This is a genomic window from Collinsella sp. SGI.180, from assembly GCF_050313455.1.
In the GTDB taxonomy this organism is placed as follows: Bacteria; Actinomycetota; Coriobacteriia; order Coriobacteriales; family Coriobacteriaceae; genus Collinsella.
This window is the reverse complement of record NZ_JBNPLL010000013.1, coordinates 46,485-59,301: the sequence shown is the minus strand read 5'-3', so window position 1 is coordinate 59,301 and position 12,817 is coordinate 46,485. Positions and strand designations below refer to the sequence as shown.

11 protein-coding genes are annotated in these 12,817 nt (G+C 51.4%); all 11 read right to left on the bottom strand.

What is annotated here, in order from left to right; translation table 11 throughout:
* Nucleotides 1-955: hypothetical protein (locus ACQRAP_RS06245; protein ID WP_427795175.1), on the bottom strand; the 955-nt coding region annotated here is incomplete at its 3' end.
* A 488-nt stretch (nt 956-1,443) separates the two neighbouring features.
* Complete coding sequence (locus tag ACQRAP_RS06240) at nt 1,444-2,175, bottom strand: adenylate/guanylate cyclase domain-containing protein (protein ID WP_427795174.1); 732 nt, start codon at nt 2,173-2,175, stop codon at nt 1,444-1,446.
* A 2-nt stretch (nt 2,176-2,177) separates the two neighbouring features.
* Complete coding sequence (locus ACQRAP_RS06235; protein ID WP_427795173.1) at nt 2,178-2,723, bottom strand: Pycsar system effector family protein; 546 nt, start codon at nt 2,721-2,723, stop codon at nt 2,178-2,180.
* Nucleotides 2,724-2,980: 257 nt separating this feature from the next.
* A complete protein-coding gene (locus ACQRAP_RS06230) occupies nt 2,981-4,168 on the bottom strand; it encodes an ATP-grasp domain-containing protein (RefSeq protein WP_427795172.1) in 1,188 nt (395 codons plus the stop codon).
* Nucleotides 4,165-5,547, bottom strand: a complete 1,383-nt coding sequence (locus ACQRAP_RS06225; protein WP_427795171.1) for a Gfo/Idh/MocA family oxidoreductase — start codon at nt 5,545-5,547, stop codon at nt 4,165-4,167. The genes ACQRAP_RS06230 and ACQRAP_RS06225 overlap by 4 nt, the downstream gene beginning before the upstream one ends.
* Before the next feature lie 2 nt (nt 5,548-5,549).
* Nucleotides 5,550-6,650, bottom strand: a complete 1,101-nt coding sequence (locus ACQRAP_RS06220) for a pyridoxal-phosphate-dependent aminotransferase family protein (protein WP_427795170.1) — start codon at nt 6,648-6,650, stop codon at nt 5,550-5,552.
* 43 nt (nt 6,651-6,693) lie between these two features.
* A complete protein-coding gene (locus ACQRAP_RS06215) occupies nt 6,694-7,515 on the bottom strand; it encodes a LicD family protein (protein WP_427795169.1) in 822 nt (273 codons plus the stop codon).
* Entirely contained in the window at nt 7,508-8,761 is a 1,254-nt protein-coding gene (locus ACQRAP_RS06210) for an oligosaccharide flippase family protein (RefSeq protein ID WP_427795168.1), read from the bottom strand. The genes ACQRAP_RS06215 and ACQRAP_RS06210 overlap by 8 nt, the downstream gene beginning before the upstream one ends.
* 9 nt (nt 8,762-8,770) lie before the next feature.
* Nucleotides 8,771-10,120: a hypothetical protein gene (locus tag ACQRAP_RS06205; protein WP_427795167.1), complete on the bottom strand. Its 1,350-nt coding sequence runs from the start codon at nt 10,118-10,120 to the stop codon at nt 8,771-8,773.
* Between the two features lie 394 nt (nt 10,121-10,514).
* Entirely contained in the window at nt 10,515-11,630 is a 1,116-nt protein-coding gene (locus ACQRAP_RS06200) for a glycosyltransferase (RefSeq protein WP_427795166.1), read from the bottom strand.
* A complete protein-coding gene (wecB, locus tag ACQRAP_RS06195; RefSeq protein WP_427795165.1) occupies nt 11,630-12,814 on the bottom strand; it encodes a non-hydrolyzing UDP-N-acetylglucosamine 2-epimerase in 1,185 nt (394 codons plus the stop codon). Before wecB ends, ACQRAP_RS06200 begins: the two co-directional genes overlap by 1 nt.
* Nucleotides 12,815-12,817: the final 3 nt, after the last annotated feature.

Below are 12,817 nucleotides of genomic sequence, written 5' to 3'. Positions count from 1 at the left end.
TCGTGGTCACCGTCTTAGTCGCGGACGCGGGCTTTTGTGTGGGATTCGTCGACGGATTCGCAGCTGGCTCGCCGGTAGCGGGGGCGGTGCCAGGGGCGGACGGACCATCGCCCGGCACATCGGGCCCGCCGGTCTCCCCCGCCGGCGCCGTGGCATCCACGGGCTCGATCGTCACATGCGCTGCCACGGACCCGTCGGCATCCGCCACGCCGCCTGCGCCAAAGGCCCCGCCCGCGGGCGCCACAAAGCGAGCGGATGCAAGCGACCCGCCCAGGCAGGCGACGCCGCCGTTGGCGCCCGACGCATCCAGCCAGGACGCATCGACGGTAAGCTGCCCGGCCGTGCCACCGCCAGCAGCCCCGCCCAGCAGACACACGCCATAGGCGCACAAGCCCGCCCCGGAGCCCGCGCCCGCGGCGACAACGCGCCCAGCGCGGCGAACGGCAAGACCGTCCGCGATCACGCCGGCCACCTGCGCATCTGCGATGTCGGCACCGTCGGCCCGCGCCTCAACCTTGCAGCCGTCCACCGCGAGCGTCCCCGACACGTAGATCCCGCACTGCGAGCCCGTGGCCACCAGCGATCCGGCTCCGCAGAGCGTCAGATCGCCCCACACCTCCATGCCGCAACGCGAGATGTCCACGTCGAGCGCGCTCGTCTCGACAACAGTGTTCTGCCCGGTCAGCGTCACCACCAGGTCGCCGTCCACGCCGATGGCCTCGCCCTCGTAGCCGTTAAGCTCCAGGTGGTCGGCAGCGGTCCAAGCCCACCCGGGACCCGACGCGCCCGGCTCGTAGTACGTGGCGCCCGCGATGAACAGGCTCTCCGCGCCCGCGGCATAAGAAGGCCCGCCCAGCAAAACGCATAGGCAGGCCATGACAGTAAACAGGATGTAGTGACGGCTAGTGTGGAACGCGGCAGCAAACATAACCGCTCCGATCTTCGCAAGAGCCAATGGAAGCTGCTCCGGCAAATTACCTGGTAGCAGCAGTTATTAGAGTAGCGAGATCGAACGAGTAGCGAACGAATTGCCTGTGAACGAATCCTGAAATTAGGTGTAAATCGTTTTGCCAGTCGGTGAAAGGAGGAATAACCTACGTCAGATATCTCTTCGTTTAAGCGTGTCCACCTCGGCATTTAAACCAAAAGCGTCGCCGGCGGGCGCTACAAAGCGTGTGGACACAAGGAAAACATCCATACACCCAACTTTAACATCTGCGCCACTCGCATCAAACCACGATGTGTTAACAGAAAGTCGACAACCGCTTGATTTATTCTAGGGCCAATATAATCTGCGATTTCTCGCCTACGTAAAGGCATTGCAGCAAGTCACTACGTGTCTAAAATCAGTCGCTTCAGTCGTTTAGTCCTAAGGCGACTGAAGCGGAGGAATCAATATGACAAAATGAAACAATCGATCTCGATGCCAAGATTTAGAGATAATTAGCTCATGCCTTCGTTAATCCAGGCGTTCATATCAGTCTTGACAACATCGCAGCTATAGCTTCCATAAGGCTCTACCGTAGACTTCGTAAACCAGCTTTTCGCATCTTGGTTTATTTCAACTTCACAATCAATGATATTAGAGTAGAAACATGAAGACATCCATATACGCTGACGTCCGTTTTTCTGTCCCCAGAAACTCAGCTTTGAGGCAGTTGACACGGCATCACCCATCCAAACGTGCGCATTAATGTCTACTCCTTTTCTACCTGCTTTCACAATATGGTCATGGCCAGTCGCTAGACCGATCCCTGCTTTGAGCTCATCAAGATTACGTTCGCGCAGAGTAGCATTTAACATTTTTAAGTATGTGTTGCACCAAACGGCCAGATTGAAAACGTCGTCAACGTCGTTTTTCTGCGGCGTTGTATAAATTGCATAAACACAATCGCCTCTAATGCCAATTTCTCTTAACGTGTCTTCATTTCGAAGAATTTCAATAAGCTCTGATGTGAAACAGCGTACAACCTTTGCTACGTATTCCTGGTCATCGAGAGCCATTAACTTTGTCGAATCTCTAATATCAATAAATATGGCAGAAACCCACGATAAATATGAGTTATCAAAGGTCAGGCTATCGCTTTTGGGCAATCTGTTATTTTCGATAACTGTTAATTCACTATCAAGAATTCCGTCAATTCTTTCTTTTCCCGCTCGATAGTCGTAATACACGATTAAAATGCGCCTCCAAAAATCTGAACCAAAGTGAGCATCGCAATAAAAACTAATAAGGAGATAATTGAGTACCGATTAAGGGCCATCTTTTTCTTTGCTATCTTGGAGTTGACGAGGATCTGGTTAATCAACTCGCTCCTTAAACTGCAACGATCAACTGAATCGAGATATTCTCTAGCGGAATCGAATGAGCTTATATCGCCATAATAGATATTCGAACATCTTGCTTCTTTAGAGTCTAGCCTAGGGAAGACCGATCCCGATACGGTTATCACCGTTAAGGAGGAGGCCAATCCGAGAAGAAAGACTACACAACAGTACGGACATCCTTCTTTTATCATTTGATTGATTTTGGTTAGAAATTCTCCATCAGACAGGGTGATTGTGACGACAACAGAAAGTAACGCGACAATGAAGGCATTCTTAGTATCTGCATCGCGAATATAGGCACTAGTTCTATCGAGAACCCATTTAAGGTCTTCATTGGAAAGCCCTGCGTTTTTCGTCGGCTTCGGCGGCCTGCACTTCGCTTTGCTGGAATTCATATAGTTCCTTTGGATTGATTTACCTTACAGCACTAATTAGATAAAACAAACCGATGTTGCAATCTGAACCATCATCAGTTGGGCACCAATTGGACTTGGTCGTATTTTCATTATTATAAACTTTTCTTTAAATTTGAAGAAAACACGTAGCGAGTTGTCCGCCGAGGACATCGAAGCAAATAACAAATGAGGGACAGAACCGCTGTAATTGATCCTGTCCCTCGTGTAGTTTTGAATATAAAGCTCGCGAATTATTCTTATCCCATTTGAACTTCAATTAAACTGAGAGCGCGGTCGCAGTTGGACAACGCTTCTTCTTTTGTCTTGCCGTTAGCAACAACTGAAGCAAAACGAGCAGAATCGTCCACTGCCTTGCTGTATCTTTGTCCAACAGTACCGTGAACTTCAACATGGATAACGCCTTCTGAATCCTTAGCGGATTCAATGCCATTCAATCCGCTAAGGACGCCTTCTCGAGCAGGGAGGAATTTGGTGGCTACGTATATGCCGCTATTGCTGAAGTTAAAATCATGCACTTTTTCACCCAACGCAACCTTAATCATGGTCTCTACCATATCGATTCCAGTTACGGAATTCCAAATTAGATGAGAAGTTATCCAGCCACCACCGAGTCGAGCTCCAAGCTCAACCATTTTGGGTCCTTCAGAAGTTAGCATCACTTCGGCATGCGCGACGCTGTTTTTAAGACCGACTGCAAGTACGGCTGATGACGCAACATCGGAGATTGCCTTTCGCTGTTCACAGCTTAAACTCGTCGGCTGGACATGCCCAATTTCAAAGAAATTCGGCGCACCTGATGTGAGTTTATCGGTTACTTGCAGAACGTGAGGAACGCCATCAGAAATGATAATCTCTACGCTAACTTCGGGGCCAGACATACATTCTTCGACGAGTACGTCGCCCGAAACGCCCGCAGCGGATGCAGTTTGAAGTGCTGACAAGAGAGTTTCCGGCGATGAAACCAAATTTACTCCCCTGCCCCCGGCGCTATCTGTGGGCTTGGTTATGATTGGATACGGGAAGGGGGGCACGAAAACATCCAGCTCGGCCTTCTTAGCCACAGCAAAAGCAGGATGAGCCACCCCCTCTTGTGCAAAGCATTTAATCATGCGTAATTTGTCAGTTGAATTGAGCGCCGCATCTACGGAATTGCCCGGCAGCCCCAACTCCTCGCAAAGACGAGCAACAGTGACAACGGAGGTGTCGCATGCACCGCTAGCAATGGCGTCAGGTTTAAACTCACGAGCGATTGCTAGCATCGCTTCGTAATCCCTAATAGAGCCTTGGAAAAACTCATCAGCAAGTGGGGCTGCAGGAGCCTGCTTGCTGATATCGGCCACGCCAACGTAAAGACCCATAGATTTGGCGCGTTCAATAACTGGTTTTTGGAAAACGGGACCGCCCAATAGAAGGATTTTCTTCATTTATGAACCTCCATAAATCTCACGCGCTCGCCACGTTCAAAAGAACCAATTGCTTCACAGGTAGCGCGCGTTATTTCTCTTTCAATACCGCCCTCACGCCGAAGGGCTTCTACGCCATCAGATCCCTCGCATACAGACTCAATCATTCTTAAAAAAGAAACCCACTCAAATCGAATTCCCTCTCCATCTAATTGGTAAAAATATCGACGGTTGTCAGATGGATTTTCATAGCGAATTTCAAAGTAGTCCGTTTTCCACCATGGAGCAGGAACATATACATAACCCTTGGTTCCCGATACAACAAGGCTACCCTCGGACTTGGCGCCGGCACCAACCTTTGCACTACCAACAGCGCCCCCATACTCGACGTTAATTCTCGAGAAGATATCGAAGGCCTTATCATTTGGATCACATAAGGAAGAAAACTGTACACGCTCGGGATTGGCGCCCAAAATTTGGAAAATCGGCAGCAATGCTGTTGGTCCCCAAGCTGTCATGCTGCTCCATGCGGTTTCATGACTCAATGAGTACGGCAATCGATTTGTGTTGAGATTAGTGCAAGTAGCATCAACAGATACAACGTCGCCAATGCGACCGCCCGCAACAAGCAACAACATGCGAACGTATGCTGTTGAATATGCAGTTCGAAGAGAGTCCATTAGCACTAGACCCAAATCGTCAGCTAAAGAAAACAACTCATCACATTCGTCTGCGCTTTTTGCAATCGGAGCTTCGCACATAACGTGCTTGCCCGCAATCAGCGCTTTTTTTACTTGACTATAGTGACAATTGGGATGGGAATGGATATAGACCAGGTCTACAGCGTTTAGCAATTCATCGTAATCATCTGTAATAAGCGGTACGCCTAGAGGACCTTTGCTTAGCAAGCTTCTATCTTTCGTACATATTGCAACGACTTCAAGTCCGTTTACAAGGCCGCATTCTGCATATACACGATTCATGTAGCCGGTGTATCCCACCAGTCCGCAACGTTTAATTTTTAAGCTGCGAATTTCAGTGGATGATACGCCGCTTGTACGTTCAAGATATTGAACCTTGCAATACTCATTTAGATAATCGAAATGCCCTACCCAGTCAGAGCCTACAGTGAAAATATCCACGCCATAGCGCTTGATATCATCAATTTTTTGACCCTCATACTCTTCGACAATTATCTTGTCGGCAATACCCGTGGCCCTTACTGCAGCAATGCGCTCCTCGAGTGGTTGCTGTACGTTAATCTTGCCACGTTGCTTGTCGAAGTCGTCAGAAGTGACACCCACGATTAGATAGTCGCCTAAGGCTTTTGCCCGCTTCAAAAGACGAATATGACCGCGATGAAGATGATCATATGTGCCATAGGTGATGACCTTCATCATAACTAGACTTCCTCGCGGAGATTAGGTGCCAGACGCCCGCAGGCATCGACAAGCGCCGCAACTAGAAGCGCATTATCGGACAGCTTATGCTCGCCGATATGACCAACCCTGAACGAGGAATTGGCCTTCTTCCCGCCGTTAGGACACAACCAGATACCGTACTCATCTTTGAGCATGGCGAACAATGCCTTAGCCCCTACTTTCGGGCTCTCGATATAGGTCACAGCATTTGAAGGAGAAGCCAACCGCATTTTAAAGGGCAGGCCGGATGATAAGATCCTATCGCGGAAGTCCTTAGCCACATTAGCGCATCGTGCAACTTCAGGTTCTGCACCGCCAGCTGCATCGATGAAGGAAAGTCTTTCATGGATCTGTAAAAGAGTTGTAACCGCAGGGGTAAACGGAGTTTGCCCACGCTCCTGATTTTTTAGCAAATCGTAAATACTCAGATACATGCAGGGCTGCTTTATTGTGCAAGCCCTCTCAACAGCATCAGGCGAGAGAACCATGGGTGCCACGCCTGGAGGGCAAGCTAGAGCTTTCTGGGCGTCGGTAATAAGCACGTCAGCCCCCATACGCGTCATGTCAAACGGGTCAGCTAAAAATGAACTGATACCGTCTACAATCAAGAAAAGGCCATGTTCACGACAGTAGCGACCAATAAGGTGGGCGTCATAAAGTACGCCCTGCGAAGTCTCGCCCAAATTCACGAGGAAAGCAGTGCAGTCCTCGGCGTCAATTGTTTCCAAATCAGCCTCAGTGAGGGGTTCACCGGGAACGAGTTCGATGGCAACGTTGTCAATGTCATGCAGTTCCAGCATGGAACGGAATCTGTGTCCGAAGCTGCCTCCGTCGACGACAATTGCCTTATCGGATTTAGGATCCAGTAGACCCATGATGGACGCTTCCATTGCACCAGTGCCCGAACAAGTAGGAAATATCGCGCGCGAACCTTCGGGGGCGTTAGCCAGACGGCAAAGAAGCTGCTCGTTTTCAAGCATGGTTTGCGAAAATTCCGGGGTGCGGAAATAAGGGGTATCTAGGGAGCCGATTGCCCTAACGTTATCAGAAGAGGCCACGGGCCCCACAGCGAAATTAAGCATTATTCATTTCCTCTCGTTACATTTTGGTTATAGGAGGCAGTAGTTAAACTCGCCACGCTTTTAGACAATGAGTTTGACGCTGAGTTTCAGGTGGCAGCTGCATATAGTCGCCGTATAGTTTGGTAAGGAATTCGTCCCAACAGCCCATACAGGGAAGCAAATGTCCCTCAAATTCCAAGGTTACGGTCTTTTCGTATGCGTTCTTGGGAAGACTCCAGAACTTGCCCCCACTTCCTACGAAACAGCCGACTCTCTCCGCGTTTTCGTAACCGGGATTGGATGCTGCCTCGGAGATTGCGGAAAGCATGCGTTCCTGTGGTTTGCCTAGTCTAAAGAGGGTGCCTCCGACAACCTTGATGAATTTTCGAATACCATGCTCAGGCTGGTGGTTTACCGAGGCCCATATATTCTGCCTAGTTGCATTATGTACACGCTTCCAGACCATCTCGGCCTCGGAATCATTTGAAGGCAGCCCGTCAGTCGGGAATATGTCGATCCAAAGCATTTCATCCACTGAACCCTCGTATGAGGGCTCCTGAGCACGTATCGCATCGGTGCAGAGCTTTGAAAAACCGTAAGCGAACCTACTGTTCTTTGCGTTTATTATATGCATGCCCTCGGGCAGTTCACTCTGAATTGATAGCAAACGCTCGTAGTCCGGTCTCGGCATATTAACGTCCAAATCGTCGTCCCAAGGAATAAATCCTTTGTGGCGAACAGCGCCCAACAGAGTTCCCGAATCAAGGGAATAACGGAGTTCATGTTCTTTACAGAAAGTATCGAACTTCAGCAGCATTTCTAACAGCTCGTATTGGAGCTCGTCAAGGGTCAGGTACTTGAAATCGCTCTCTATTGCATCAGGCATGGCCATCCTCCTTACCGAGCAGCACGGGCAGTGCGTAATAAAACCTAATTCCGAACAGAAGGGCCTCAGTAAGGCAGCGAATGAGACAGATTGCATGAAGATCCGTTATGCCAACGAGAGAGACAAATAGAAGCACGGCAATACAAAACAGGGCACTAACCACGGTAGATTTCGTGACCTCTGCTACTTTGCCGACAGCACCCAATACAGGCCAGCCGAAAAGCATTCCAAAGAAACTGAAGAAAAGTAGCGGACTCACCCATACGAGCACCCATGAGCCAACGAGATACTGTTCTCCACCCAGCACAAGCATGATGAAATTAGAAAGCAGACAGAAGGCAACCGTGCCGACCAGGACGACGGGCAATGCAAGAAGACTAAGCTTCTTCGCAAAGCGATAGTCACCGCTATTCACCATATGGGGGTACAGGCTATTTACGATAGGAGAGTAAAGAGACTGGACCGCCGACACGGCAGTCATGGAAAGAGACCAGTATGCCACCTGTGCCGCATCGGTCACGACCACACCAATGAGCAGCGTCGTGAATCCAGAGAAAACGCTGGCAGCCATGTTCGAAAAGCAGTACAAGCCCGAGGTTTTTAACTCTAACAGCGCTTCACGTAGCTCAACGCATTCAATGGTCGTGCCGAAGCATCGTTTCGCCGATGCAAACGACCATGCGAGTGCCACACCGTTCGAAATGATGTCGAGCACTGGCACCCACATGATATCGGTCATCGAGTGCACCAGGACAAACGTAGAAATGGTCGAAATGCTCTTTGAAACCAGGAAGCGCGTGGTGATAGGCCCCATCCTCTCGTGTCCCTGAAACAAAAAGTCGGGAACGAGTCCTTTTCCGCACACTGCTATGAAGGCCAGAAATACATAAGGGAGATTGCTCTGTGTCAGAGGTAGGAAAGAGGCAACGATCATCACAGCTACTCCTGCGATAACACATAGAAGTAGCCTCGCCTCAGTAACGGCGCCTATAACACGGTTCTCCTCGCCCACCGAGCATGCCTTTGCAATGCGCTTAGTGCCCGAAAGGTTAAAACCGAAGTCGACAAAAACCTGCGCAAAGGACATGAAGGAAACAACGTAGGCGTAGAGCGCGTACCCCTCCGGTTCAAGAACGCGCGTAAGGTATGGAAGCGTGATGAGCGGGAACAGATACTTAACGATTTGCAGCCCGTACTGCCAGACAGTGTTTTTGTAGAAAGACTTATGTGACTTTACTGATGACATAAAGCTCCATTAACGCTTAGAGTTTTTTGAAAGTGAGTCTTGGATCGGAGAACCATAAGCCGCGTCGAGTCCGCTCGCCTGCATCTGTCTATCGAGCCAAAACAGAAGCAGAGAACACAGCAGGCAAAGCAACAACCCGCGAGTAATCTGCGATGGCGAATAAAGAATCCATCTGAAGCACGACGTGGAAACATACATAGAAACGATGCCGATTGCAGGTGTAAGCAGCACTCTTGACGGGGGATTTACCACTTCGCAAGCTTTGCTGATAAACCTGATGATGACCGAAACGTAAAACGAAGCAACAATTACGCCAATAGGCCCCAGATAAAACTGGAAGAATACGGGGAGCACGCCACCGAAGCAATGATAGAAATACGGAAGCGTCAGGTTCGCAAGGTTGCACATAGGAACAGAGCCGCCTAAAACCACTGACTTGGCCCATTGACCGAAAAGTCTTAGATGCTCAGCGCGAGGTATTATTCCGCCGTACAATATAAAGGTAACGGATGTATGCCATGAAGAATAGGCAGTATCCCACGTAAAGCCGCGAGAAAGTGAATCACTTAAAGCTTCAAGATAGTCGCTCAGGCCAGCATGCGCGAGACCGGTGCGAATTGCCCCCAAAAGGGTAAACGCCAAAAGCCCAAAGACAATCGCCGAAACAAATACCTTTGTACTCGTTTTTTTATTTAACGTGCAGAAAAAAAGGATAAGCAACAATTGCAGTGCCGTTACACGCCCGCCATAAACAATGTTCTGTAAAGCATAGAGTCCAAGCAGAACAGAGAAAGTTACTATCCACCCTTTGTGACTACCAGCAAAATAATATCCAAGCAAAAACAAAATCATTGAATACTCGTAGAGTGCAGAAGGAGATCCCCTGTCTTCGCCTATCGCATCGGGACGCCCAAACCCAAACACCAGAATTAAGCCGAGTACAATAAGTAACACGACCTCGAACACAGCATTGCAACGCGCGCTTCCAACTAACGATTGTCCTTCCCCAAAGGGCACAATACGATCAGGCATAAACAGCAGCAGGCACGAGATGAAGAGAAGCAGTGCGGAAAGTGCAACTCCAGCTTCGGGCGTGCTGCGGTACCTCGTGAACACGGTAGTCAATAGCGGCGACAAATAATTAACGAACAAAATGCTGTAGCAAAGATAGGCAAATACAATACCCACAAGTAAAAGTAGCCTGTTGTTGCGAACGTGAATAAGAAAGGCGCAGGACAACACAAGGGCAGCCACGGCCAACAAACCATTAGGCACAACAGCCGCATAACCGAGAACACTTAAGAGCACGCCCGTTACTGAAAGTGCGTATCGCAGGAGCCAAGCAGCAGAAAATGCCATAGCTACCAAGCTCCTAAGAGCGTGTTGGGCCTCTGCGGGATACTTGCACGAGGACGACCAAAAGCTCCTGATCCCACCCGAGTCCAATGCAGGGACTGCGGCAATGTAAGCCACTTTAACCACGAGGGGCGCCCCCCGCGCTTAGCCACTACGCCTGCAAGAATGGTTCGGGATCCAAGGCATAGGACAAGACAGAACGCAAAAGCAGCAGCATACCCAACACTAAACGCGAAAGTGAACAATAGATCGCCACGCATCATAATTTGTCTGGCTTCGGCATCGGCGATCATAGACGCCGTAAGAAACAGCAGCATATGCGCCAAAACAAGAGCAAGTAATATTGAAAAATGAGATACGCGAACGCTTTTGTGTCTCGTTTGTACTGCAGTGCCCGTCACGCCTTCGCTCCTAATCTATTAATTAATGCAAGACCTTGCTCGTATCCCTTCACAGCATGAGAATCCGTACGACGCAACGTTTCCCGGCAGCCGCCGGTATCGTAGGTCACCACGCAGGTTCCGCAAGCCTCGGCCTCAAGGTTTACCGTGGGGAAGTTGTCCTCGGTCGTTGGGTTGAAAAACACATCAGCGGTCGAGTAGATGCCCGCGAGTTCCTCACGTGAGTCTGTGCGAGTTAGACCCACGATGCCCTCGGGCATCTCCTTAATCTGTTTCTCAGAGAGCCCCACGAGCACGATGGCGAATTTGCCAGAATCCAACTCCCCCGCCAGCCGTACAAAGTCAGCAAGGCCTTTACGCTCAGTCCATGGACTCGCTACGCCCAGAATCATGAAACGATTGCCGATGTTGTAGCGCTCGCGAAAATTGCTCGGTGTGGGCTTGAACACATCGATGTCGATGGTGTTGTGACGCACCTCGACGGGATAACCCTTCAAGAAGCTCTCCCCTACCAGGTTGGCAAGCCACTGCGAGGGCGTAATCAACTTCATACGCTCAGCGGGCACCTGATTGAAGACACGTTTCTTCTGCTCGAAGTTCCACGAGCAAGACAATTTGGAGTACGTCTTGGGATATGTATAGAGTTGCGAGCAAGGCTTTGAGTACGCGCAGCGGTCTTTCCACTGCGCACACTTCACATATGTGAAGTGTGCGCAGTGGCCCGTGAATGCCCAACAGTCGTGCAGGGTCCATTCGACCCTGCAATCGTGTTTTGAAAGCCACTCGAAAAGCATCTCGACATTGACGTAGTAGCCATGCAGGTTATGCAGATGCACTATATCAGGCTTAATCTCATCAAGTCGAGCAAGAAGACGTTTCGTAGCGTTTTTGCTATGAAAACCCGCCCTACCATCTATGCGAGTCTGAAGCACGTCGAGCTTAACCTCTGCATCAGAGGCAAACTTCATTTCGTTCGGCTTTTCCGCCTCGCGGCCACGACCCCAGAACACATAGGATTCTTCGCCGGCAGCCAGAAGCTCTCGGTGCTCCTTCATCATAATGCCGCCGGTCGAGCCGTTCGGCACGGTGTTTATGTGGGCATAGACCGTCACTACAGGCTCTTCCTCCACACCATCTTGTTGACAACACCGGTGTAGCTCTGGATGATCTTGACCACCTTGGTGGACACGGTCTCGTCGGCGTAGTCGGGAACGGGCGCCTCGGGAAGCGAACCCTCCGCGTCGAGCTCGACGGCCGTGTGGACGGCCTGAAGCAGGCCGCGCTCGCTGATGCCGGCGAGCGTGAAGCAGGCCTTGTCCAGGGCCTCGGGGCGCTCGGTGGAGGTGCGGATGCACACCGCCGGGAACGGGTGCCCGACGCTCGCGAAGAAGCTGGACTCCTCGGGCAGGGTGCCGGAGTCGGACACCACGGCGAAGGCGTTCAACTGCAGGCAGTTGTAGTCGTGGAATCCCATGGGCTCGTGCATGCGCACGCGCGGGTCGAGCTTGAAGCCGGTGGCCTCCAGGCGCTTGCGGGAGCGCGGGTGGCAGGAGTACAGGATCGGCATGTCGTATTTCTCCGCCAGCGCGTTGATCGCGGTGAACAGGCTCGTGAAGTTCGCCTCGGTGTCGATGTTCTCCTCGCGGTGGGCGGAGAGCAGCATGTACTTCTTCGGCTCCAGGCCGAGCTCGGAGAGGACGTCGGATGCCTCGATCTTCTCCAGGTTGGCGCGAAGGACCTCCGCCATGGGCGACCCCGTGACGTAGGTGCGCTCCGGGGCGCAGCCGGTATCCTTGAGGTAGCGGCGTGCGTGCTCGGAGTATGCCAGGTTGACGTCGGAGATCACGTCGACGATGCGGCGGTTGGTCTCCTCGGGCAGGCACTCGTCCTTGCAGCGGTTGCCCGCCTCCATGTGGAAGATGGGGATGTGCAGGCGCTTGGCCGCGATGGCGGACAGGCAGCTGTTGGTGTCGCCCAGGATCAGAAGGGCGTCGGGCTGCACCTGCACCATGAGCTTGTACGAGGCCGCGATGATGTTGCCCACCGTCTCGCCGAGGTCCGCGCCCACGGCGTCCAGGTAGACGTCGGGGTCGTCCAGCGACAGGTCGCGGAAGAAGATGCCGTTGAGCGTGTAGTCGTAGTTCTGCCCGGTGTGCGCCAGCAGGCAGTCGAAGTGGCGGCGGCACTTCTTGATGACCTCTGACAGTCGGATGACCTCGGGGCGGGTGCCCACGATGATCAGCAGCTTCAGGCGGCCGTCGTCCCTGAATGCGATATCGGAATAGTCCTTGCCCATGCG